The 23,099-nt window shown below is 71.9% G+C and carries 23 protein-coding genes and 1 tRNA gene; 14 read left to right on the top strand and 10 right to left on the bottom strand.

All coding sequences use genetic code 11. The features are described 5' to 3' along the window. The first annotated feature begins 154 nt into the window (after positions 1–154). The gene (locus tag ACQPY4_RS24560) at positions 155–1,234 is read left to right on the top strand and encodes a DUF6602 domain-containing protein (RefSeq protein ID WP_433324429.1); all 1,080 of its coding nucleotides are present in this window, start codon (positions 155–157) and stop codon (positions 1,232–1,234) included. 507 nt (positions 1,235–1,741) lie between these two features. Beyond that, complete coding sequence (locus tag ACQPY4_RS24555; protein ID WP_433339008.1) at positions 1,742–2,377, top strand: tyrosine-type recombinase/integrase; 636 nt, start codon at positions 1,742–1,744, stop codon at positions 2,375–2,377. Positions 2,378–2,459: 82 nt separating this feature from the next. Here the strand turns inward: ACQPY4_RS24555 and ACQPY4_RS24550 are convergent. Beyond that, a tRNA-Pro gene (locus ACQPY4_RS24550) sits at positions 2,460–2,533 on the bottom strand. Positions 2,534–2,625: 92 nt separating this feature from the next. Here ACQPY4_RS24550 and ACQPY4_RS24545 point away from each other — a divergent pair. The 6 genes from ACQPY4_RS24545 to ACQPY4_RS24520 all read left to right on the top strand — a co-directional run bounded on the left by ACQPY4_RS24545 (position 2,626) and on the right by ACQPY4_RS24520 (position 9,202). After that, a complete protein-coding gene (locus ACQPY4_RS24545) occupies positions 2,626–3,507 on the top strand; it encodes a hypothetical protein (protein ID WP_433339006.1) in 882 nt (293 codons plus the stop codon). Positions 3,508–3,620: 113 nt separating this feature from the next. Beyond that, positions 3,621–5,477 carry a SpoIIE family protein phosphatase gene (locus ACQPY4_RS24540; RefSeq protein WP_433324427.1) on the top strand — a complete coding sequence of 619 codons (1,857 nt, stop codon included), beginning with the start codon at positions 3,621–3,623 and terminating at the stop codon, positions 5,475–5,477. A gap of 38 nt (positions 5,478–5,515) precedes the next feature. Further along, entirely contained in the window at positions 5,516–6,658 is a 1,143-nt protein-coding gene (locus ACQPY4_RS24535) for an acyl-CoA dehydrogenase family protein (RefSeq protein ID WP_433324425.1), read from the top strand. Then, a complete protein-coding gene (locus ACQPY4_RS24530) occupies positions 6,655–7,425 on the top strand; it encodes an SDR family oxidoreductase (protein ID WP_433324423.1) in 771 nt (256 codons plus the stop codon). Before ACQPY4_RS24535 ends, ACQPY4_RS24530 begins: the two co-directional genes overlap by 4 nt. Position 7,426: 1 nt before the next feature. Then, a complete protein-coding gene (locus ACQPY4_RS24525; protein ID WP_433324421.1) occupies positions 7,427–8,041 on the top strand; it encodes a TetR/AcrR family transcriptional regulator in 615 nt (204 codons plus the stop codon). Between the two features lie 9 nt (positions 8,042–8,050). Further along, a complete protein-coding gene (locus tag ACQPY4_RS24520) occupies positions 8,051–9,202 on the top strand; it encodes an acetyl-CoA C-acetyltransferase (protein ID WP_433324419.1) in 1,152 nt (383 codons plus the stop codon). Positions 9,203–9,360: 158 nt separating this feature from the next. Here ACQPY4_RS24520 and ACQPY4_RS24515 read toward each other — a convergent pair whose 3' ends face one another. From ACQPY4_RS24515 to ACQPY4_RS24500, 4 genes are all read right to left on the bottom strand, one after another. After that, entirely contained in the window at positions 9,361–10,128 is a 768-nt protein-coding gene (locus ACQPY4_RS24515; protein ID WP_433324417.1) for an ABC transporter ATP-binding protein, read from the bottom strand. Beyond that, complete coding sequence (locus tag ACQPY4_RS24510; RefSeq protein ID WP_433324415.1) at positions 10,128–11,180, bottom strand: FecCD family ABC transporter permease; 1,053 nt, start codon at positions 11,178–11,180, stop codon at positions 10,128–10,130. Before ACQPY4_RS24510 ends, ACQPY4_RS24515 begins: the two co-directional genes overlap by 1 nt. After that, the gene (locus tag ACQPY4_RS24505) at positions 11,173–12,240 is read right to left on the bottom strand and encodes an ABC transporter substrate-binding protein (RefSeq protein ID WP_433324413.1); all 1,068 of its coding nucleotides are present in this window, start codon (positions 12,238–12,240) and stop codon (positions 11,173–11,175) included. Before ACQPY4_RS24505 ends, ACQPY4_RS24510 begins: the two co-directional genes overlap by 8 nt. A gap of 78 nt (positions 12,241–12,318) precedes the next feature. Beyond that, a complete protein-coding gene (locus tag ACQPY4_RS24500) occupies positions 12,319–12,897 on the bottom strand; it encodes a hypothetical protein (protein WP_433324411.1) in 579 nt (192 codons plus the stop codon). A gap of 120 nt (positions 12,898–13,017) precedes the next feature. Here ACQPY4_RS24500 and ACQPY4_RS24495 point away from each other — a divergent pair, with 120 nt between their 5' ends. The 3 genes from ACQPY4_RS24495 to ACQPY4_RS24485 all read left to right on the top strand — a co-directional run bounded on the left by ACQPY4_RS24495 (position 13,018) and on the right by ACQPY4_RS24485 (position 15,940). Next, positions 13,018–13,899 (top strand): oxygenase MpaB family protein, encoded by an 882-nt coding sequence (locus ACQPY4_RS24495; RefSeq protein ID WP_433324409.1) that lies wholly within the window; start codon positions 13,018–13,020, stop codon positions 13,897–13,899. A 45-nt stretch (positions 13,900–13,944) separates the two neighbouring features. Continuing rightward, positions 13,945–14,802: a helix-turn-helix transcriptional regulator gene (locus ACQPY4_RS24490; protein ID WP_433324407.1), complete on the top strand. Its 858-nt coding sequence runs from the start codon at positions 13,945–13,947 to the stop codon at positions 14,800–14,802. 121 nt (positions 14,803–14,923) lie between these two features. Continuing rightward, positions 14,924–15,940, top strand: coding sequence for an aldo/keto reductase (locus ACQPY4_RS24485; protein ID WP_433324405.1), 1,017 nt, complete (start codon positions 14,924–14,926; stop codon positions 15,938–15,940). A 30-nt stretch (positions 15,941–15,970) separates the two neighbouring features. On the opposite strand, the gene ACQPY4_RS24480 is transcribed toward ACQPY4_RS24485, so the two are convergent. From ACQPY4_RS24480 to ACQPY4_RS24465, 4 genes are all read right to left on the bottom strand, one after another. Further along, positions 15,971–17,035 carry an NAD(P)H-dependent flavin oxidoreductase gene (locus tag ACQPY4_RS24480; RefSeq protein WP_433324403.1) on the bottom strand — a complete coding sequence of 355 codons (1,065 nt, stop codon included), beginning with the start codon at positions 17,033–17,035 and terminating at the stop codon, positions 15,971–15,973. Next, positions 17,032–17,760 carry a CoA-transferase subunit beta gene (locus ACQPY4_RS24475; protein WP_433324401.1) on the bottom strand — a complete coding sequence of 243 codons (729 nt, stop codon included), beginning with the start codon at positions 17,758–17,760 and terminating at the stop codon, positions 17,032–17,034. Before ACQPY4_RS24475 ends, ACQPY4_RS24480 begins: the two co-directional genes overlap by 4 nt. Before the next feature lie 67 nt (positions 17,761–17,827). Further along, positions 17,828–18,655: a CoA transferase subunit A gene (locus ACQPY4_RS24470; protein ID WP_433339004.1), complete on the bottom strand. Its 828-nt coding sequence runs from the start codon at positions 18,653–18,655 to the stop codon at positions 17,828–17,830. 11 nt (positions 18,656–18,666) lie between these two features. Continuing rightward, positions 18,667–19,416 (bottom strand): enoyl-CoA hydratase family protein, encoded by a 750-nt coding sequence (locus ACQPY4_RS24465; RefSeq protein WP_433324399.1) that lies wholly within the window; start codon positions 19,414–19,416, stop codon positions 18,667–18,669. A gap of 56 nt (positions 19,417–19,472) precedes the next feature. Here ACQPY4_RS24465 and ACQPY4_RS24460 point away from each other — a divergent pair, with 56 nt between their 5' ends. Further along, complete coding sequence (locus ACQPY4_RS24460; protein ID WP_433324397.1) at positions 19,473–20,240, top strand: SDR family oxidoreductase; 768 nt, start codon at positions 19,473–19,475, stop codon at positions 20,238–20,240. Beyond that, on the top strand, positions 20,237–21,145 hold the full coding sequence (locus tag ACQPY4_RS24455; RefSeq protein WP_433324395.1) for an SDR family oxidoreductase: 909 nt from the start codon (positions 20,237–20,239) through the stop codon (positions 21,143–21,145). The genes ACQPY4_RS24460 and ACQPY4_RS24455 overlap by 4 nt, the downstream gene beginning before the upstream one ends. Before the next feature lie 112 nt (positions 21,146–21,257). Here the strand turns inward: ACQPY4_RS24455 and ACQPY4_RS24450 are convergent, their stop codons facing one another. After that, positions 21,258–22,193 carry an AraC family transcriptional regulator gene (locus tag ACQPY4_RS24450; protein WP_433324393.1) on the bottom strand — a complete coding sequence of 312 codons (936 nt, stop codon included), beginning with the start codon at positions 22,191–22,193 and terminating at the stop codon, positions 21,258–21,260. Between the two features lie 74 nt (positions 22,194–22,267). On the opposite strand from ACQPY4_RS24450, the gene ACQPY4_RS24445 reads away from it, so the two are divergent. Next, the gene (locus ACQPY4_RS24445) at positions 22,268–23,098 is read left to right on the top strand and encodes an NAD(P)H-binding protein (protein ID WP_433324391.1); all 831 of its coding nucleotides are present in this window, start codon (positions 22,268–22,270) and stop codon (positions 23,096–23,098) included. Position 23,099 lies beyond the last annotated feature (1 nt).

Raw genomic sequence — 23,099 nt, 5'->3', positions numbered from 1 at the left:
TCGCCGGAGCGGATCGGGTCCTCTTCCTGGAGGAGCGAATCCCCAGAAGGGGCGGCCGATGAGGGGATCTGTCGCCAGGTCGCCCAGCCCTCGACCGGAGCCCAATAAGAATCGCCGTAGGATTCCTTGAGAGCCGCCGCTATGGAACTGGGGTATGAGTTCCTGTGAACACAAGAGTTGGGAGATTTCATTGTCTTCACAGCGCAAGAAGCAAACTGGAGCGCAGGAATCCACGAAAATCGAACCGCCACTCCCGAACATTGAGGAGTGGATGCCCCAGAAACGAAACCAAGAGAACCTGGCCTCTGCCTTTTATCGTCGTTGTGTTGGCATTGAAAAGATTTTGCTTCTACGGGCACAGTTGGAGAAAGACGCAAATGTTCGTAATTTTGATTCAGGCTGGGCACTTGAAGAGATTGTTCGCGATGAACTTAGCAGTCTTCTGCCTGGGCGCTATCGAGTAACCGCAGGCGTGGTGACAGATAGAGATGGCGCGTCTGCCGGAGATTGTGATGTGATCATATTCAATGACTTCTGGTTCCCGAGTCTTAAGGTTGGGCCAACCATTGAGTCCAGGCGGAGGTATTTTCCTATCGAAGGTGTATATGCGGCGCTCGAAGTCAAGCAATCGCTAGGTTTCAAAACTTTGGATGACGCAATGCGCAAGTTGGTAACGCTGCACAGATTGAAGCGCCCCCTTGTCGAGGGAGGAAGAATTCTGGAGAATAGCACTCTTGGTGGCTGCTATCACTCAATCAGAAACCCTCTCTACTCCGGAATTGTCGCGGCTGGCTTGGAGAAGGGTGTCAGCTTGGAAGATCTGGCCTTCAGATTTATCTCGATTAATCAACATCTCGATCGTTTTCGCGTTATCCGTTCACTCTGTGTACTCGGACATGGGGTGCTTACCTGGGGGGTTCGTCGAGAGAGTGGAATCTCGCCAGCCTTGTTCATGAAGGGCGATCTATACGAGCCACTAATTCCAGTTCTCATGAAAGTGGAGGACGATGGATGCCCATTTTATGATCTATCGGTTGGTCTAATGACCCACTTGGATCATTCGGTTCTAGCTCCCGATGATCTTGGAATGCATTATGGATTCCAGCAGAGATATAAGGCTCCTGAATCAGAGGATGCACAGTTGGAAGTAGATCCTGGATGGATAGAGTTTGACAAGAAATGCGAGCCCGACTGCGGCCATGAGCCCGGGTATATTTCAGTTCATTACACTTAATGGAGATCGTCTGAGCTGGACGGTCCGGACTTGTGTGGGGGCGGGGCCTCGTAAGCCTGATCGGCGGACGGGCAGCACCTGCCTGCCCGCACTGGCCCGTCGTGAGGCCCCGCGCGGGGTCCCCGCGCAAGTCGGGAACCAGCCAGCGGCACGGGCCTGACCAGCTCGGCCCCGTGCGGCCTGGTGCCGCTCTTCGAGCTGCCCGGCTTTTCTGCTCGTCGCGCCTGCCGACCTGTGCCGCCTGCCGGAGCCTCAAGCGGAGGCCGGCGGCCAGGCGCCGAGTCGGCGGCGTGCGGCCCGGCTCGCGGGCCGCCTTGAAGCCAAGACCCTCGACCCCTACCGCGCCGGTTGGCGGCGCCGTGTGGTCCCCTCGCTTGGGCATCTCGCGGTCCGCATGATCAGTAATGGGGCGGTCGACCGGACAGTTCACGCCTGGATCGCTGATGGATGCGGCCGATCAACAGTGAAGAACAGTCTCGCGATACTTGACGACTCTCGGATGCTGGCCTGCCGGACTGGGAATCGCTGACCGGGCTTGCGGCCGCCCTGGTCGAACGTTCCGCCGACAATTTCGCCGGATGGGGCGATGTCGTCATCTATGCCGCCTGCACTGCGGCCCGAATTGGGGAGGGCTCGGGCGTTCGTGTCTGTGATATCGATCAGGACACCTGGACCTGGACGGTCCGGCGGCAGACGACCCCCGGCCCTGGTGGGCTCATCGACAAGGGCACCAAAGGTAAGCGAGCTCGGAAGGTTCCGATCATCGAGGAGATCCGGCCGAAGGTGGGGCGACGCTTGGATGCGCTCGGCGACAAGCCGATGGCCCGGCTGTTCACTGGCCCTCGTGGTGGGCAGATCACCACGGCGGTTCTGAGGGACGCTACGCATTGGGATGAGGTGGTGTCTCGGCTCGGTTACGAGTATCTGACGCGGCATGATCTGCGGCACACCGGGCTCACGTGGATGGCCGAGGCGGGAGTTCCGGTGCATGTGCTTCGAAAGATCGCTGGGCATGGGTCGCTGAGTACGACGCAGCGGTACTTGCATCCAGATGCTCAGTCGATCGCGGCGGCGGGGGAGGTGCTGAGTCTGCATCTTGGTGCGCGTCGGTCCCCAGGTGGTCCCCGGCGGCGGGTGGTCTAGATCTTGGTGGTGCGTGTGGGCAGAAATGTGAAAACCCCGTTGACCTCGGAGGTTGTCCGAATCAACGGGGTTTGTTGCTCTGTCGGGACGGCGGGATTTGAACCCACGACCCCTTGACCCCCAGTCAAGTGCGCTGCCAAACTGCGCTACGTCCCGGTGCCCGCCGCAGCAGGCGTGATTACTGTAGCGCAGTCTGGGAGCGCATGCGTACTGGGTTGAACGCTCGGGGATCTGGTAGGGATGGCCGGGTGATCTCGTTGGTGGTGCGGGCCGGGCTGGTCGTCGTGGTGGGCTTGGGTGTGGTCGGGTGTGGGGCGGATGACAAGGCCCCGGCCGGGGCGAGGTCGGTGACGCAGACGCCTCAGCGGCCGGCGAAGAAGGTGCGGCCTGTGGTGAAGGTTCCCGCGGGGACTCGGGTGGGGTACGCGGTCTTCGATCGGGCCAGCGGGAAGATGGTGCTGGCCAAGGGGGAGCATCTGACGTTCCGGTCGGCGTCGGTGGTGAAGATCCTGATCGCGCTGGATTTTCTGGGGCGGCAGAAGGCTTCGGCGGCCGATCTGGCGATGTTGCGGCCGATGCTGCGGTCGAGTGATGACAAGGCGGCGACGGCGTTCTGGGCGCGTGGGGGCAAGGCGGCGATCATCGCCCGGATGGTCAAGAAGCTGGGGTTGGGTGAGACGGCGCCGCCGCCCGCGGAGAAGCCGGGGTTCTGGGGTTACACGGCGCTCAGTGCGGCCGATGTGGTGAAGACGTATCGGTATCTGATGGACGGGGCCCCGGAGGACGATCGGGAGTTCGTGGTGGGGAACCTGCGTAAGGCGACGCCGTGTGGGACGGACAAGTACGACCAGTATTTCGGGATTCCGCGGGCGGTGCCTCGGCCTTGGGCGGTGAAGCAGGGGTGGTCTGGGTTCGGGGACTCCCCGGCGGTGCCTTGTAAGGGGACGCTGCGGCCCGCCAGTGCTCCTGATCTTGGATTGGGACGGCCCGTGCTGCACACGACCGGGCTGGTGGCGAAGGAGCGGCGGATCTTGGTGGTTCTGAGCCTGCATCCGGCGGGTACGTCGTTCCAGGTGGCGCAGGGCCGGTTGACGGCGCTGACCAGGCAGGTCCACCGCGCGTCGTCCTGAATAAATTGTGTGCCCGAAGTGGGCAATGCGCCCGCAAAGACCTGGGGTAGTTGCTCCTGAGGGGTATGTACCTTTTCTCGTGGACGGTCGCGGATCAGCCGGACGGGGGATGGGTGACGGATGCCGAGAGCACGCCGCTAGAAGACCTTCGGGACGCGGCTCGCGGGCGGGCGATCCTCGCCGAGGCGCGGGTCGTGCTCGCCGGGCGGCTGGGCGTCCCGCCGGGGGAGGCGCTCCAGCATCTGATCTGGCTGGCGCGCGATCTCGACGTCGAGCTGGACGAGGCCGCGGCCCTGGTGGTCGCCGGGGCGCAGGAGGACGGGACGTCCGAGACGCGGGTCCGGGCTCCGCGGCCCGCGCCCGCGCCGGAGACGGCGCCCGAGGCGGCCGACGCGCCCGAGGTGCTGCGCCGGATGGCCGATGCCGACACCGCTGATGACGCCAAGATTCTCGCCGGGTTGGACGATGACCCGGCGGCGAGGGCCGTGCTCTACGCCTCGCTGGACGCGGCGGCCCATCTGGTGCCGGTCAGGGGTGACGGGGGACGGATCGTCGACTTCCTGTACGCGAGGTTGAACGCCCAGGCGCACGATCTGTTCGGGCGCGGGCCGGCGGAGCTGACGGGGGAGCGGCTGCTCAGGAGCGACCCGGGTTCGGCGTTGACCGGACTGTTCGCCGAGTACGTCGAGGTCCTGGAGAAGGGGATCCCGTATGAGCGGGAACCCTTCGCGTACACGACCGCGCAGGACGGCGTCAGCCGCCGGACGCGGATGAGCGTGCGGTGCGTGCCCGTGCCGACGGGCGTGTGCGTGACGTGGCGCTACCACCATGAGGAGGACCGGATCCGGCTGCGGCTGGAGCGGGCCGAGCGGCTGGCGCTGATCGGGTTCGGCGAGTGGGATCTGGCGACCGACGAGCTCGATCTGTCGCCGCAGACGCTGGCCAACTACGGGTTCGAGGAGCCTCCGGCCGATCCGCAGGAGCTGTCGAGCGTGGTCGCCACCGAAGACCTGCCGCTGGTCGAGGACGCCATGCACACCCTGTTCACCCGCAGGACGCCGGTCGAGCTGGAGCACCGGGTGGTGACGTCGCAGGGCGCGCACCGGCATCTGTGGGTGTTCGCCGAGCCGGTGCTGGACGCCGAGGGCAGGCCGGTCTCGGTGGACATGGTGTCGCAGGACATCAGCCGCCGCCGGATCGTGGAGCAGGCCCTGGTGGAGACGCGCCGGGAGATCCTGCGGCACCAGGCCAGGACGGCCCAGGAGCGCCGGGTGGCGGTGACGCTGCGCCGCGCGATCCTGCCCGATGCCGAGGATTTCACTTCTTTGCCGGGCCTGAGCGTGGCCATCAGGAGCCTGGCGGCCGAGAGCGCGGCGCGTATCGGGGGCGACTGGTTCGCGGCGCGTGCGCTGCCCGATGGCACGTCGCTGCTGGCGATCGGGGACGCCGCCGGGCACGGCCTTCCGGCGGCGGCCGCGATGGCCAGGACGCGCAACGGCCTCCTCGGCCTCGCCTATACGGGACGTCCGCCCGGTGAACTGGCCGCCTGGCTGAACGAGCTGGTGGGTGATCTGGAGCCCGCCGCGACCGGCACGGCGGTGATCGCGTATTTCGAGCCGCAGCTGCGCGTGCTGCAGTGGGCGTGCGCGGGGCATCCGCCGCCGATCCTGGTGCGCGGCGGGGAGGCGGTGCCGCTGGGCGTCGATCCCGATCCGATGCTCGGCGCCCTGCCCAACTACGGCTACGCGACCAACACCACCCGGCTCGTGCCCGGTGACCTGGTCTTTCTCTACACCGACGGGCTGGTCGAGCGGCGCGACACCGACATCACCGACCGGATCGGGCGGCTGACCGAGATCCTCAAGGACGTCGCCGACGGTCCGCAGCTCGCGCTCGACCGCGTCCTGTCGCGGATGGAGCACGACCGGGACGCCGACGACACCACGATGCTGGCGCTGAGGGTCGAGTGACCGATTCTTTCTAACAATCGTTTGCTAGGGTCCGTGCTGTGGACGACTTCCGGGCCGAGATCCGCGGCTGGCTCGCCGCCAACCTGGCGGGCGAGTTCGCGCACGTCCGCGGGCTGGGCGGCCCCGGACGCGAGCACGAGTCGTTCCCCGAGCGGCTGGCCTGGGAGCGGCACCTGGCGGCCGCGGGCTGGACGTGCGTGGGATGGCCGGTCGAGCACGGCGGACGCGGTGCGACCGTCGAGCAGCAGGTCGCCTTCCACGAGGAGTACGCGCTGGCCGGGGCGCCCGCCAGGGTCGGGCACATCGGCGAGAACCTGCTCGGGCCGACGATCATCGCGTTCGGCACCCAGGAGCAGCGCGCCCGCTTCCTGCCGCCCATCGTGGCCGCCGAGGAACTGTGGTGCCAGGGCTACTCCGAGCCCGGCGCCGGGTCCGACCTGGCCGCCGTGCGCACCCGCGCCGAGCGCGACGGCGACCGCTGGCTGGTCACCGGCCAGAAGGTCTGGACGTCCCTCGCCCGCGAGGCCGACTGGTGCTTCGCCCTGTGCCGCACCGAGCCCGGGTCGTCCCGCCACACGGGACTGTCCTACCTGCTGGTGCCGATGCGGCAGGACGGCGTCGAGGTCCGCCCGATCGTCCAGCCGACCGGCACCTCGGAGTTCAACGAGGTCTTCTTCGACCGCGCCGAGACCGCCGCGGCCAACGTGGTGGGCGAGGTCGGCGACGGGTGGCGGATCGCGCTGGCCACGCTCGGGTTCGAGCGCGGCGTCGCGACGCTCGGCCAGCAGGTCGGCTTCCGCCGCGAGCTGAGCGCGCTGATCGAGCTGGCGCGCCGCACCGGGGCCATCGACGACCCGTTGCTGCGCGACCGGCTGGCCAGATCGTGGACGGGCCTGGCCGTCATGAGGCTGAACGCCGAGCGCATCGGCACCTCCACCGGGCCCGAGTCGTCGATCTCCAAGCTCGTCTGGGCCACCTGGCACCGCGAGCTGGGGGAGCTGGCCATGGACGTCCTCGGCGCGGCGGGGCTGGTGGCCGACGGCGAGCCCTACGACCTCAACGACTGGCAGCGCCTGTTCCTGTTCTCCCGCGCCGACACGATCTACGCGGGATCGAACGAGATCCAGCGCGACATCATCGCCGAGCGCGTCCTCGGCCTGCCGCGGGAGCCGCGGCGATGATCCCTCGATACGTGCCGGGTCACGGGCTGCTGCGCGGCCGGACGGTCGTGATCACCGCGGCGGCCGGTGCGGGCATCGGCGGCGCGACCGCGCGGCGCTGCCTGGAGGAGGGCGCGCGCGTGTTCCTCTCCGACGCGCACGAACGCCGGCTGGACGAGGCGTCGGCCGCCCTGACGGCGGAGTTCGGCGACGTCCCGGCCCGCGTCTGCGACGTCACCGACGAGACGCAGGTCAGGGCGCTGTACGCGGAGGCGTCCGAGCGGTTCGGCCGCATCGACGTGGCGGTCAACAACGCGGGCCTCGGCGGGACGGCCGAGCTGGCCGACATGACCGACGAGCAGTGGGACCGCGTCGTGGACGTCACCCTCACCGGCACGATGCGCTGCACTCGCGCCGCGCTCAGGATCATGAAGGATCAGGGGGCGGGCGTCATCGTCAACAACGCCTCGGTGATCGGCTGGCGGGCGCAGAAAGGACAGTCGCACTACGCCGCCGCCAAGGCCGGGGTCATGGCGCTTACCCGGTGCGCGGCGCTGGAGGCCGCCGAGCACGGCGTCCGGATCAACGCCGTCTCGCCGTCGCTGGCGATGCACCCGCACCTGGCCAAGGTGACCTCGCGGGACCTGCTGGAGGAGCTGACCGGGCGCGAGGCGTTCGGCCGCCATGCCGAGCCGTGGGAGGTGGCCAACGTTATCGTCTTCCTGGCCAGCGACTACGCGTCCTACATGACGGGCGAGGTCGTCTCCGTCTCCTCTCAGAGAGCGTGAAATGAGTCCACGACGGCGTGACGCCGAGGGCACCGCCGCGGCGCGCGCGGAGCGGCGGGCCGAACTGCTCGCCACCGCCGCCGAGGTGTTCGCCTCGCGGGGGTACTCCGCCACCTCGATCCGTCAGGTGGCCGACGCCGCCGGGATCCTGGGCGGCAGCCTGTACTACCACTTCGACTCCAAGGAGTCGATGGCCGACGAGATCCTCTCGACGTTCCTGAACGAGATGTGGGCCGCCTACGAGCGGGTCCTGGCGTCCGGTCTCGGCGCGCGGGAGACGCTGGAGGCCCTGGTCGTGGAGTCGTTCCGCTCGATCGACCGGCACCGTCCCGCCGTGGTGATCTACCAGAACGAGTCGCGGCATCTGGCCCGGGGCGAGCGCTTCGCCTACCTCACCGAGTCGCACCGCCGGTTCGAGGAGATGTGGATGGCGCTGCTCGAACGGGGCGTGCGCGAGGGGGCGTTCCGCGCCGACCTCGACCTGAGCCTGGTGTACCGGTTCCTGCGCGACACCGTCTGGGTGGCGGCGGGCTGGTACCAGCGCGGCGGGCGGCTGTCCGCCGAGGACGTCGCCAAGCAGTACCTCGCCATGGTCCTGGAGGGCCTGGAGACCTAGGAGGGCCCGATGGACGCCTACATCGTCGAGGCGGTCCGCACCCCGGTGGGACGGCGGGGCGGCGGCCTGTCGCGGGCGCATCCCGCCGACCTCGGCGCGCACGTCCTGACGGCGCTGATGGAGCGGGCGGACGCCGACCCGGCGGCCGTGGAGGACGTGGTCTTCGGCTGCGTGGACGCCGTCGGCCCGCAGGCCGGCGACATCGCCCGGACGTGCTGGCTGGCGGCCGGGCTGCCCGAGCACGTGCCGGGCGTGACCGTCGACCGGCAGTGCGGCTCGTCGCAGCAGGCCGTGCACTTCGCCGCGCAGGCCGTCCTCAGCGGGACGTCCGACCTGGTCGTGGCGGGCGGGGTGCAGAACATGTCGCAGGTCCCGATCGGGTTCGCGATGACCGCGGCCGAGCCGCTCGGCTTCGACCGGGGCCCGTTCGCCGGGTCGAGGGGCTGGACGCGCCGGTACGGGGACGGCGAGGTCTCGCAGTTCGCGGGCGCCGAGATGATCGCCGCCGAGTGGGACATCCCGCGCGCGGAGATGGAGGCGTTCGCCCTGGAGTCGCACCGGCGCGCGGTCCGCGCCGTCGACGAGGGACGCTTCGCGCGCGAGATCGTCCCGTATGAGGGCGTCGCATCTGACGAGGGCCCGCGCCGTGACACGAGCCTGGAGAAGATGGCGGGCCTGAAGCCGCTGGCACCCGGGGGACGGCTCACCGCCGCGCTCGCCTCGCAGATCTCCGACGGCGCCGCCGCCCTCCTCATCGCCTCCCCTCGCGCCGTCAGGGACCACGGCCTGACGCCGCGCGCGCGGATCCACCACCTGTCGGCACGCGGCGAGGATCCGATCCGGATGCTCTCGGCCCCGATCCCCGCCACGGCACACGCGCTGGCGAAGGCGGGCATGGACATCGGCGACATCGACGCCGTCGAGATCAACGAGGCGTTCGCGTCCGTGGTGCTGGCCTGGCTGCGCGAGACCGGCGCCGACCCCGCGCGCACCAACCCCAACGGGGGCGCCATCGCGCTCGGCCACCCGCTCGGCGCGACCGGCGCCCGGCTGATGACCTCGCTGCTGCACGAACTGGAACGCACGGGCGGGCGCTACGGCCTCCAGACCATGTGCGAGGGCGGCGGCCAGGCCAACGTCACCATCATCGAACGCCTCTGACCCCAGCCCTGAACCCACCCAGCAGCGCCTCCGAACCCCGCCCGGCCCCGCCCCTGAACCCCGCTCGGCAGCGCCTCCGAATCCCGCCCGGCAACGGGTCCTGAACCCGCGCGGCCGCGCGATCGGGGGACGCTCTGGGGAGCGTCCCCCGATCCGGGTCAGTCGAGCGAGGCGACCGCGATGTGCGGACGGCCGGTGATCGGGTGGGGGCCGATATGGGCCCGGACCCCGAAGACCTCGGCCACGAACTCCGGCGTGAGCACCTCCAGCGGTGGGCCCGCGGCCCGCACCCGTCCCTCCGCCAGCACGACCACCCGGTCGCAGTACGCGGCAGCGTGGTCCAGGTCGTGCAGCGCGGCGAGCAGGGTCAGCCCCAGCGACCTGATCAGGTCGAGCAGGCCGAGCTGCGCCCGCACGTCCAGATGGTTGGTCGGCTCGTCCAGCACCAGCAGCGGCGCCTCCTGGGCGAGCGCCCTGGCCAGCAGGACGCGCTGGCGCTCGCCGCCCGACAGCGTCGAGAACAGCCGGGACCCGGCCCAGTCCATTCCGACGCGTTTGAGCGTCTCGGCGACGACGGCGCGGTCCGAGGCGTCCTCGCGGTCGAGCATGCCCTTGTGCGGCGAGCGTCCCATCGCCACGACCTCGGCGACGGAGAACTCGCCGCCCAGGTCGCCGTGCTGGGTCACCACCGCGCGGCGCCGCGCGGCCTCGCGGGCCCGCATCCGCCACAGGTCGTCGCCGTCCAGCGACACGACACCGCCGGACGGCCGCAGCGACCGGTACACGGTGCGCAGCAGCGTGGACTTCCCGCTGCCGTTCGGGCCGATCAGCCCCACGAAGTCGCCGGGCTCGGCGGCCAGGTCGACGTCGGACACGATCGCCGTGCCGTCCAGCCGTGCGGTGACGCCCGCGATCGACAGCCGCATCAGTCCGTCCCTCCCCGCCCGCGGCGCAGCAGCCACAGGAAGAACGGGACGCCGAGCGCCGTGGTGAAGACCCCGACCGGCAGCTCGTTGGGCCGGTCGACCACGCGGGTGGCCAGGTCGACCACGACCAGGAAGACCGCGCCCATCAGCAGCGCCACCGGGAGCAGGCGCCGGTGGTCGGCGCCGACCAGGAACCGGGCCGCGTGCGGCACCATCAGCCCCACGAACCCGACGCCGCCGACGACGCTGACCGCCGCCGCGGTGAGCAGCGACCCGATGACCAGCAACGAGATCCGGAGCGTCTGCACGGAGGTGCCCAGGCCCGTCGCCGTGTCGTCCCCGGCCATCAGCGCGTTCAGGTTCCGCCCCTGGAGCAGCAGGTACGCCGTGCACGCGGCGATGATCGCCGAGGGCGGGCCCAGGTCGGACCAGGACGCGCCCGCCACGCTCCCCATCAGCCAGAACATCAGCGCGTGCAGCTCGGTCGGGCTGATCTGGAGCTGGATGTAGATGGTCGCGGCGGAGGCCAGGTACCCGACCGCGACCCCGGCCAGCACCAGCCGCGAGTCCAGCAGCCGCCCGCCGCGCTGCGCCAGCACGTACACCAGCAGGACGCTCAGCACGGCCGTGACGAACGCCGCGCCGGTCACGCCGAGGCCGCCCAGCGCGGACGTCCCGAACGCCGTGACCAGCACCGCGCCCAGCGACGCCCCGGAGGAGATCCCGAGGACGTACGGGTCGGCCAGCGGGTTGCGGACCAGGGCCTGCAACGCCACGCCCGCGACGCTGAGCCCGGCGCCCACCAGCGCGGCCACCAGCACCCGGGGCGTGCGGATGTCCCAGACCACCTGGTCGCGCAGCGGGTCGGGCTCGCCGAGCCCGGTGAGATGGGAGGCCACGACCTTCCACACCACCCCGAGGGGCAGCGTGACCGAGCCGATCGAGATGGCCAGCACCGACGCGGCGGCCAGCGCCACCAGCAGCCCCGCGACCAGCACGCCGGTCATCGGCCCCGACACCAGGTGCGGCCCGCGCTCACCGCCCTCAAGCACCGGGCTGCACCACCTTGACGAGCTTCTCCACGGCCGCGGCGTTCAGCGGGCCGAGGAACATGCCGTCGGCGACGGGCACGTAGGTCCCGGTCCTGGACGCGCGCCACTGGGGATACCGCTTGAACAGCGCGCGGGCCTCGGCGGCGGGATCCTCGCCGGGCTGGAAGGCGCCCACCGCGACCACGTCGACCTCGGCGGTGGCCAGCTGCTCCTTGTTGAGCGTGCTGGTGACGTCGCGGGACCGTCCGGCGAAGGCGTTGACCCCGCCCGCCGCCCGGATGACCTCGTCGGTGATCCGTCCGGTCATGACGGCCGGGAGGCCGTTGGAGTTCATCATCGACATGCCCGGGTAGGCGACCAGCACCTTCTTCGGCGGTCGGCCCGCGACGCGGCGGCGGACCGCGTCGACCCGCTGCCGCAGCCCCGCGGTGACCTGCGCGGCCCTGTGCTGGACGTCGAAGACCCGGCCGAGCAGCGTCATGAACTCGTGCGAGGACTCGATGGACAGCCGCTCGTAGTTCCGCTTCTCCTCGGGTGTGGCCGTCGGCTTCCCGTAGGCGCAGTTCACGGGGTTGACCAGGGTGTTCACCCCGGCGGCGGCGAGCTGCTCGCGGGTGGCCAGGCCCCGTTTGGCGTCGAACCCGCCCGACCAGGTGGAGATCACCAGGTCCGCGCGGGCCGACAGCACCTGCTCGGCGGGCACCTCGAAGGCCTTGTTGGTGGTCAGGCCCCGGGTGGGCAGCGCCTTGATCGCCTCGACCATCGCGGGGTCGTCGGAGACGCCGTAGTGCTGCGCGTTGGCCAGCACGTGCTTCTGCAGCCCGAGGAGGACGAAGCTCTCCACCTCGGCGACGGACGTCCCGTTGAGGATCAGGACGCGCTCGGGCGGCCTGCTGAACGAGACCTTCTGGCCGCAGTTGTCGAAGGTCAGCGGGTAGGACGTCCGGGCGGGCGGCGCCGAGGCCGTGATGGACGCGCCGTCGGCGGCCGAATCCGAGCAGGCGGCGGTGGCCGCCAGCGAGACCACGGCCAGCGCGGCGAGAGTGTTGCGTTCGAACATGGGGGATTCCCTGCGTGTTCCGATGGATGGATGGGCATGCGAACGCACGCCGTCCGGCCCCACCGGTGGCCGGTGAGGTCAGAAGGCGCGCGCGGGCACCATCGGAGGGCCGCGCCGCCCCAGGGCCCGGGTGAGCAGGACGCCCAGGCGGGGAGCCCGGTCGTCCGCCGCCAGGACGGTCCATCGGGGCGGCAGCGCCGCGACGGGCCGGGACGCGGACACCCGGGGGAGCGCGACGGCGAACACCGCGCCGAGCAGCCACCACAGGGCGCGCTCGGCGCGGGACAGGACGACGGCCGCCGCGAGCGCGGCGACCGCATGGCCCACGATCATGGACGGGCCCGGCGCGACCGGCGGCGGGGCCGCGGCCGCCGCGTGGTGGGCGGGACCGGTGGCCGACAGCGTGAACGCGAGGTGGAAGAAGAGCTGAGCCCAGCCGACGACGATCAGGATCTGCCAGAACGAGGCGGCCCGGCGGGCGATGACGACGCTCAGGACGCCGACGAGGCCGCCGACCGTCACCAGGGCGGGCAGGGGAGGGACGCAGCATCCACCGCCGCCGCCCAGCGAGTGGCCCGCGAGCGCCAGCAGCGTGCACACGGCCGCCAGGAAACCGCCCCGCGCATACCGCAGCATCGCCGCGCCCGGATCGGCCACGCGGCCAGCCTAAGGGGCGGGCCCGTTCCGTCCGTTTCGACCCCCGTGATCCACGTCACATTGCAAGTACCCACTTACTGATGTCACGCTGAGTGTGCAGGGCAACGATTGTGAGGTCACATGTCCGCGGAAGCCATCGGGCGGCTCCCCGTCCCCGAGGAACCCGGCGTCGCCACCCGACCGGGCTCGCCCGAGCTGCCGTTCCCGGTGCGCAACGCGCTGAACTGGTTCGCCCTCGGCGCCGCCGGCGCGAACGTGATCATGCAGCTGTCGATGCTGCCGGTCGGGCGCGGGGTCGCCGAGAGCAAGGTCGACAGCGGCCGCGCCGACCTGCACCCGGTCAAGCGCCTGCGCACCACGCTCAGCTATGTCGTCCTGGCCTGGCACGGCTCCGACGAGGAGCGCGCGATCATGCGCCGCGAGACCAACCGCTCGCACCGCCACGTCCGCTCCGGGCCCGGCGACGACGTCCCCTACAACGCCTTCGACCGCGACCTCCAGCTCTGGGTCGCCGCCTGTCTCTACCAGGGGACGGTCGACGTCCTCACCCTGCTGCACGGCCCCCTGGGCGAGCGGGCCCTGGACGACCTCTACGAGCACGCCGCGCGCTTCGGGACCACCCTCCAGGTCACCCAGGACATGTGGCCCGCCGACCGCGCCGCCTTCGACGAGTACTGGAACCGCCGCCTGCGCGACCTGCGGATGGACGACGTCACCCGCACCTACCTGCGGCGGCTGGTCGACCTGGAGAGCCTGCACCCGCTCGTCCGGCGCCCCATGGCCGGGTTCCACCGGATGATCACCCTCGGGTTCCTGCCCGAGCGCTTCCGCGAGGAGCTCGGCCTGCCCTGGACGCCCCGCGACCAGAAGCGCTTCGACGCCCACGTCCGGCGGGCCCGCCTGCTGAACAGGCTCCTGCCCGCGCCGCTGCGCGCCTTCCCCTGGAACCTGTACCTCTGGGAGGCCCGCCTCCGGATCCGCACCGGCCGTCCCATCGTCTGATCCGGCCGTGGCTCCGCGCCGCGAGCGGGCGACTATCGTGAGGTCATGGACAGCCCGAACGCCGCCGCGTCCAGCCGCCGCCGCGACGAGCTGCGCGAGTTCCTGCGCAGCCGCCGGGCCCGGCTCGCCCCCGGTGACGTGGGCATGCCCGACGCGGGCCGCCGCCGCACCCCGGGGCTGCGCCGCGAGGAGGTCGCGGTGCTCGCGGGGGTCGGGGTGTCCTGGTACACGTGGCTGGAACAGGGACGCGACATCAAGGTGTCCGGCGACGTCCTGGACGCCGTCAGCCGCGCGCTGCGGCTGGACGAGCGCGAGCGCGCCCATCTCTACCTGCTGGCCGGGCTCAACCCGCCCGCCCCCGAGTCCCGCGCGGTCACGCCGGTGCCGGACGGCCTGCGCCGCATCCTCGACTCCTGGTCGCCCAACCCCGCCTACATCCGCGACCGGCACTGGAACTTCCTCGCGATCAACGACTCGGCGCGCGCGGTGTTCGGCTTCGGCGACATCGACCACAACTGCCTGGTCTCCTTCTTCACCAACGCCCGGTACCGCGCGGTGTACGCGCAGTGGGCCGAGGCGGCGACGGGGGTGGTCGGCCGGTTCCGCGCCGACGCGGCCCGCTATCCCGACGACCCCGCGTTCGACCGCATCATCGGCGACCTGCGCTCGGTCAGCCCCGACTTCGCCGAGCTGTGGGCCCGGCACGACGTCGGCGGCGACGCCCACCTGGTCAAGGCCGTCCGCCACCCCGACGCGGGCGAGCTGACCTTCGAGGCCACGATGCTGCCGCTGGCCGACCGGCCCGGCGACCATCTGCTGCTCTACAACCCGCTGCCCGGCACGGGCACCGACGTGCGGCTCGAACGGCTGATGCGCACCGTCCGGCTGGTGCAGGCGAGCTGATTCCGGTCGCCCGGCAGGCTGGTGGTGGCAGACCCAGGATAAGCCGTGTCTGGTCGTCCGGCCTGAGGCCGGGCACGATCTCGGAGTACTGAGGAGATCGCTTCGAGAGAGGACACGCCACATGCGCAACCGTGACTTCGCGGGAACCCCGGTCGGGGCCGTCGGACTCGGCCTGATGGGCATGAGCTGGGCCTACAGCGCGTCCGAACGTGACGACGACGCCTCGGTCACGCTGATCCACCAGGCGCTCGACCTCGGCGTCACCTTCCTCGACACCGCGCAGGTCTACGGCGCCGGGCACAACGAGTCCCTGCTCGGCCGCGCGCTGCGGGGCCGCCGGGACGACGCCGTCGTGGCCACCAAGACCGGCCTGGTGGTGCTGGACGCCGAGAAGGGCGCCATGCGCCGCGACGGGACGCCGGGCCATGTGCGGCGCTCGGCCGAGGAGAGCCTGGAGCGGCTCGGCACCGACGTGATCGACCTGTTCTACCTGCACCGGGTCGACCCCGAGGTGCCGCTGACCGAGACCTGGGGCGCGATGGCCGAGCTGGTCGCCGCGGGCAAGGTCCGGCACCTGGGTCTCTCGGAGGTCACCGTGGCCCAGGCCGAGCAGGCGCACGCCGTCCACCCGGTGGCCGCGATCCAGTCCGAGCTGTCGCTGTGGACGCGCGACGCGACCGGGGCCGACGGCGGCTCGGTCGGCACGTTCACCAGTTCGGGCGCGGTGGCGACGTCCGGCGAGGCCCCCGGCGACGTGGTCGGCTGGTGCGCGGACCACGGCGCGGCGTTCGTGCCGTTCTCGCCCCTCGGGCGCGGCTTCCTCACCGGGGCCGTCACCGCCGCCGACTTCGAGGGCACCGACATCCGCAGCCGCAACCCGCGCTTCCAGGAGGACGCGCTGAAGGCCAACCTGCGCATCGTCGAGGTCGTCAAGGCGGTCGCCGAGCGGCGCGGCGCGACCCCGGCCCAGGTCGCGATCGCCTGGACGCTCGCCCAGGGCGACCACGTCCTGCCGATCCCGGGCACCAAGAAGTCCACGTACCTGCTCGACAACGCGGGCGCCGCCGACGTCGACCTCACCCAGGAGGACCTGGACGAGCTCGACGACCTCCCCGCCGCCGTCGGCACGCGGTACTGAATCGCTGGGGCGGGGCTTCGGCCCCGCCTCTCACCTGGCCAGATGCGACGGCTGGGCCGCGAGCACCTCGGCGGCGCGGGCGACGACGTCCTCGATCAGCTCGGCGCAGCCGGGCAGGTCCGACAGCAGCGCCACGACCTGGCCCGAGGCCATGACGCCGAGGTCGGGGCGCCCGTCCACCATCGCGGCCCTGAGCATCATCGGCGTGTTGGCCGCCATCAGCACCTGCGCCCACGACAGCTCCCCGCCGCGCCGCATCGCGCGGCCGTCGGCGAGCAGCGCGCGCCACGACCGGCCCGAGACCCGGCGGAACGCCGCCGCGCTCCGCAGGGCGCGGACGGCCCCGGCCAGCCGTCCCGAGCGTTCCAGGGCGTCGACGAGGTCGCTGCGCAGCACGCGGTGCGGCATCCCGTCCACCCGGCGGGTGACCACGGTCTCGGCGGCGCCCAGGTAGACCCGCTTGACCTCGTCCGGGACGGCGCACTCGGCGGTCAGCAGGAAGCGGGTGCCCATCGCCACCCCCGCCGCGCCGTAGGCCAGCGCGGCGGCCAGCCCGCGCCCGTCGAAGAAGCCGCCCGCTGCGATCACGGGGATGTCGACCGCGTCGACCACCTGGGGGAGCAGCAGCGTCGTGGCGACCGGCCCGGTGTGGCCGCCGCCCTCGCCGCCCTGCACCAGCACGGCGTCCGCGCCCCACGCGGCGACCTTCTCGGCGTGCCTGCGGGCCCCGACCGACGGGATCACCACGACGCCCGCGTCCTTCAACCGGGCGATCAGCTCGCGGGTCGGGGCCAGCGCGAACGAGGCGACGCGGACGCCCTCGCGGATCAGCAGCGCGGCGCGCTCGCCGGCGTCGGCGGCGTCCGCCCGCAGGTTCACGCCGAAGGGCGCGCCGGTGCGTCCCTTCACCTCGGCGATCGCGGCCTCCAGTTCCCCGAGGGTCATGGTGGCCGACGCCAGGACGCCGAGCCCGCCCGCGTTGGCCACCGCCGACACCAGCCGGGGCCCGGCCACCCAGCCCATCCCGGTCTGCACGATCGGGTGCCGGACGCCGGTCAGCCGGGTCAGCGGCGTGTCGAGGACCTGGCCGGTCACGCCGCGACCTCCCGCTCGCGCAGCCCGCCCGGGTCCAGCACCTCGCGCATGACGCGCAGCTCCTCATCGGTCGGCGCGCGCGTCTCGGGGACCTCGTCCGGGATCTCCAGCGCGAACCCGGTGCTCTCGGCGACCCGCCCGACCGTGACCCCGGGATGCACCGAGCACAGCCGCATCCGCCGCCCGGGTGCGCCGAAGTCGAGCACGGCCAGGTTCGTCACGACCCGCCTCAGGCCGGACGCGCCGCGATCCCCGCCGACGCCGCTCACGAAGTCGGCCCGCTCGGTGAACACCCGGGGCGAGTGCCGGGGAATCCAGTAGCTCGTGGTGTTGAGCCGCGTGTTGCCCGGGGCACCACGCACCCCGAGAAGCTGCGACTTCGGCCGGTCCCAGTCGCCGATGCACGAGATGTTGGAGTTGCCATACGGGTCGATCTGGCTCGCGCCCAGCACGACATGGCGCCGACCGTTCAGCACCAGCCACAGATGCTCGCGGAACGGCAGCCATCCCTCCACCGCCCCGGCGGGAGCTCCCAGCGGCACCGGTTCGGCGGTCAGCAGCGGCCCGCCGTCGGTGGTCAGCAGATCGGGCTCGAAGGTCATCCGGGCCAGCCGCGCCCCGAGCGCGGGCACCGTCCCGCTGACTGCCGCCGCCACGATCTCGCCGTCCCCCCGAAACAGCTCGGCACACGCGACGGCACACACTTCGGCACGCGTAGCGCTCATGGCGAAGCCTCTTTGGCGTGTCGGGGGGTGTGGGGGGTCGTCCCCCCTCGGGAGGCACGCGTAGCACTCATTGGATCGCTTTCTGGTAGGCGGTTTCGTCACCGGAGAGGAAGCGGTCGTGGAAGGCGGCCCAGCGGGCCGGGTCGGCGGCGGACTCGGCGTAGAGGCGCTGGAACGCCTCGTCGCGGCCGTGGTCGGGCTCGCAGGAGGTGAAGTGCGCGCCGTTCGGGGTCTCGACGACCCCCGTGACATGGGCGCGGCTGACCAGGAGCGACTGGACGGGCCCCTCCTCGAGCAGGTCGCCGGTCTCGACGAGCCGCTCGCACGACACGTAGACGTCGCGCGCGGCCTTGGCGAACAGGTCGTCCATGAACGGGTCCGGGCCGAGGTACTGGGCGTTGCCGCGCGCGTCGGCGCGGTTCAGGTGGATCAGCGCGGCGTCCATCGTCAGGGCGGGGACGGCGATCAGCTCCCGGCCGTCGGCGTAGGGGGAACGGATCGTCCTCAGCTCGGGGTTGACCCGCAGGACGTCCGACCCGAGCCCCGCCGGGGTCGGCAGGAACGGCAGCCGGTGCGCCGCCGCGTACAGGCCGAACATGAACATGCCCTCGTCGTATTCGGTGAACGCGACCGTCCCGTCCTGCCGGGCGCGCCGGAAGTGTGGCTCCAGCGGGACGGAGTCGAGGGTGACGAACGGCGCGACGACGCGCCGTACCTTCCCCGCCGCACAGAGCAGGCCGACGTCGGGCCCCCCGTAGGAGATCACGGTCAGGTCGGTGAGCGGCGAGCGGCAGATCGCGCGGACCAGCGCCATCGGCTTGCGGCGCGAGCCCCACCCGCCGATGCCGAGCGTCATTCCGCTGTCCAGCGCCGCCACGACCTCCCCGGCCGTCATGGTCTTGCCCGTCACGGGCGGCCTCCCTTCCGGACGAACGCGTCGCGGTGCTCGTCGCCAGCGCCGGTCAGCGTGAGCTCGTAGGTGAGGCCCTGCTCGAAGCGGTAGGCGCGCTTGACGTCCACGGGGTCAATGCCGTTGAGCGACTCCTTGGCCCGCCGGATCACCCGGCGGTCCTTGGCGGCGATCTCTCCGGCGACCGCCAGGGCCGCCGCGCGCAGCCGGGACGCCGGGACGACCTCCAGCACCGAGCCGTGGTGGTGGAGTTCGGCGGCCGTGACGTTGCGGCACGTGTAGACCATCGCGCGCATCAACTGCTGGGGGACGAGCCGCGACAGGTGGGCGGCGGCGCCGAGCGCGCCCCGGTCGACCTCGGGCAGCCCGAAATGGGCGTCCTCGGAGGCCACGACCAGGTCGGCGTTGCCCGCCAGCCCCACGCCGCCGCCGAGGCAGAAGCCGTGCACGGCCGCGACGACGGGGACCGCGCAGTCGTAGACGGCCGCGAACGCCGCGAAGCACCCCCGGTTGGCCCCGACCAGCGCCGCGTGGCCGGTCTCCTGCAGCTCCTTGATGTCGACGCCCGCGTTGAAGCCCCGGCCCTCGGCCCGTAGGACGACGGCGCCGACGTCCGGGTCGTGCCCGGCGGCCAGGACGGCGTCCGCGAGGTCGAACCACCCCCGGACGGGCAGGGCGTTCACCGGCGGCGCGTCGACGACGATCTCGGCGATCCCGTCCTCGCGGGTCGTGGTCGAGACTTCCATGCGCTACCTTTCCACCAAACGTTTGTTAGAAATGACGGTAGCAGAGGAGGCCGCCGATGGCGCTGGCTCTGGATCTCACCGGCAAGGTCGCCGTCGTCACCGGCGGCGCGCGCGGCGTGGGCCGCGGCATCACCGGCGCCCTCCTGGAGGCGGGGGCCGAGGTGATCGCCGTGGGCCGCCGCGCCCCGGACGACCCGCCCTCGGCCGGGGGACGCACCGCGCGTTTCGCCGCCCTGGACGTCCGCGACGCCGAGGCCGCGCTCGCGTTCGCCGACGGGCTCGACCACCTCGACGTCCTGGTCAACAACGCCGGGGGCACCCCGTACCTCCCCCTGGCCGACGGCGACGTCCGCACCCACGCGAAGATCATCGAACTCAACCTCACCGCACCGCTGATCATGTCCAGGGCGGTCCGCCCGCGCCTGCGCGAGGGCGGCTCGATCATCATGATCGGCAGCGTCAGCGCCACCCGTCCCTCGCCCGGATCGGCCGCCTACGGCGCGGCCAAGGCGGGGCTGGCCAGCCTGACGGCGTCCCTGGCCGTCGAGTGGGCCCCGCACGTCCGGGTCAACGCGCTGACGCTCGGGATGGTCCGCACCGAGCGGTCCGATCTGCATTACGGGGACGAGGGGGGAGTCGCCGCCGTCGCGCGGACCGTCCCGCTGGGCCGTCTGGCCACGCCCGCCGACGTCGGGGCCGCGTGCGCCTTCCTCGCCTCCGACCTGGCCTCCTACATCAGCGGCTCGACGCTGACCCTGCACGGCGGGGGAGAGCGCCCCGCCTTCCTGGACGCCGCCACCGTCAACAAGGGAGGAACCGCGTGATCTGCGAGGGCCGCGTCGTCGTCATCACCGGGGCGGGCCGCGGCCTGGGCCGCGCCCACGCCCTGGAGTTCGCCCGCCAGGGCGCCCGGGTCGTCGTCAACGACCTCGGCGTCGCCCGGGACGGCACGGGCGGCGGCCACGACGGCCCGGCCCGCCGGGTCGTCGCGGAGATCGAGGCGCTCGGCGGCCGGGCCGTGCCCAGCACCCACGACGTCGCCTCGTCCGACGGCGCCGCCGCGCTGATCGCCACCGCCCTGGACGCCTTCGGCCGCCTGGACGTCCTGGTCAACAACGCCGGTTTCCTGCGCGACCGCATGCTGGTCAACCAGTCCGAGGACGAGTGGGACGCCGTCATGGGCGTCCACCTCAAGGGCCACTTCCTCCCGCTCAAGCACGCCGCGCTGCACTGGCGCGCGGAGTTCAAGGCGGGCCGTCCGGTGGACGCCAGGGTCGTCAACACCTCGTCCGGCGCGGGACTGCTCGGCAGCGTCGGCCAGGCCGCCTACTCGGCCGCCAAGGCGGGGATCGCCGGGCTCACGCTCGTCGCGTCCGCCGAACTGGCCCGCTACGGCGTGACCGTCAACGCCATCGCCCCCGCCGCCCGCACCCGCATGACCGAGGAGGTCTTCGCCCAGACGATGGCCCCGCCCGCCGAGGGCGCCTTCGACGCCATGGCGCCAGAGAACGTCTCGCCCCTGGTCGTCTGGCTCGGCTCGGCCGAGTCCCGCCAGGTCACCGGCCGCGTCTTCGAGGCCGAGGGCGGCCGCGTCTGCCTCATGGACCCCTACCGCCACGGCCCGTCCGCCGAACGCCCCACCCGCTGGAACCCCGCCGCCCTGGGCCCGGTGATCGCGTCCCTCCTGGAACGGGCCCCCGCCCCCGAACCCGCCTACGGCACCCGCTGACCAATCTCACCACGCGCCACCCGCCGCCACGTCTCACGTCGCGACACCCGCCGCCCGCTCGGCGCGCGGCGCGTGCTGACCGATCTCGCGGCGCGGTGGGCGTTGGCTGGGGTCAGCGGGCGGCGAATGTGCTGGGGGACTCGCCGCGGACGCGTTTGAAGGCGTTGCTGAAGGCGAAGCCGTCGGAGTAGCCGACGCGGCGGGCGACCGAGGCGACGCTGGCGCCGCTTTCGCGGAGCAGGTCGGAGGCCAGGGCCATGCGCCAGCCGGTGAGGTAGCCCAGCGGCGGTTCCCCGACCAGGTCGGCGAAGCGGCGCGCGAACACGGCGCGGGACAGGCCCGCCTCGGCGGCCAGCGCGGCCACCGTCCAGGGACGGGCGGGCTGCTCGTGCAGGGCGCGCAGGGCCCGCGCGATGTGCGGGTCCTCCAGCGCGCGGTACCCGGCGGGCGGCTCGGCCTCGGGACGCGCGAACCACGACCGCACGACCCGCACCAGGAGCAGGTCGAGCAGCCGGTCCAGGACGACCTGCTGGCCCGGCTCCTCGCGGACGACCTCGCTGGACAGCAGGTCGAGCAGGGGCTCCATCTCCGGCTCGCTCCTGACCACCAGCAGTTCGGGCAGCGACACCAGCAGGCGGTCGCAGACGTCGCCCTGCATCAGGTACTCGGCGGTGACGAACAGGTCGGAGCCGCTTGCGTCGAGCCCGTAGGTGCGGGGCCCGAGCTGGAAGTTGTTCCCCGCGCTCTCGGGGCCCTCGGCGGTCGCCCAGCACGCCTCGGGCCCGTCGATCACGACCTGGACGGGGCTGTCGAGGCGGTCGGCGGCGGTGAACGGGCGCGGGCCCCTGACCAGGGCGATGTCGCCCTCACCGATCCGGGTGGGTTCCCCGGCGTCGGGGATGATCCAGGCGGTGCCGCGCAGCATCGCGCCGAGCGCGAGCGGGGCCGGGCTGTTGAACCGCAGCGCCCACGGCGGCTCGGCGACGGACCGGCAGAACAGCGCGCCCCGCGCGCGGACGCCGGCGAGGTAGTCGTCCAGAAGGTCCATGCTGAGACGATCTCACATGCGGACGAGACGCAGGGCCATGGAGCGTCTCAGATTCCGCTGATGTGATGGCCGACATGACCGATAACCCGATCCTTGTCATCGGCGCCCGGGGCAAGACCGGCCGCCACGTCGTCTCGCGCCTCCAGGAGCGCGGCGTGCCCGTCCGGGCGGCGTCCCGCTCGACCGGCACCCGTTTCGACTTCGCCGACCGTTCGACCTGGGGCCCGGCCCTGGACGGCACGGGAGCCGTGTACCTGGTCCCGATGACCGAGTACGCGGACGTCGGCGCCGTGCTGGCCTTCATCCGCGAGATCGGCGACCGCCGCGTGGTGCTGCTGTCGTCGCGCGGTCTCACCGAAGGGGCGGCGCACCCGATCCAGGAGCCCTACGAGACCGCCGTGCGCGAGTCCGCCGCCGAGTGGACGATCCTGCGTCCGGGCTGGTTCTCGCAGAACTTCAGCGAGGACTTCTTCCACCCGCTCGTCCTCGCGGGCGAAATGGCGCTGTCGACCGGCGAGGGGCGCGAGGCGTTCGTCGACACCCGCGACATCGCCGACGTCGCGGTCGAGGCCCTCACCGGCGCGGGCCACTCCGGCAAGATCTACGAGCTGACCGGGCCGGAGGCGCTCGATTTCGGCGACGTCGCCGCGCGGATCTCCGCCGAGACCGGACGGCCGCTGCGCTACACGCCGATCAGCGGGGACGCGTTCCGCCAGGCGCTGACCGCCGAGGGAACCCCCGCGGACCTGGCCGAGGTTCTGGCCGGCCTGCTGGAGGCCATCCGGGACGGCGTCGGAGAGAAGGTGACCGACGACGTCCGCCGGGTTCTCGGCCGGGAGCCGCGTACCTTCGCCGAGTACGCCAAGGAGACCGCCGCCACCGGCGTGTGGACCCCGCGGGGTTGAG

Source organism: Spirillospora sp. CA-294931 (genome assembly GCF_050946795.1).
Lineage (GTDB): Bacteria > Actinomycetota > Actinomycetes > Streptosporangiales > Streptosporangiaceae > Spirillospora.
Note: the sequence above shows the minus strand (reverse complement) of the source record. Positions and strands in the feature narration are given on the sequence as shown.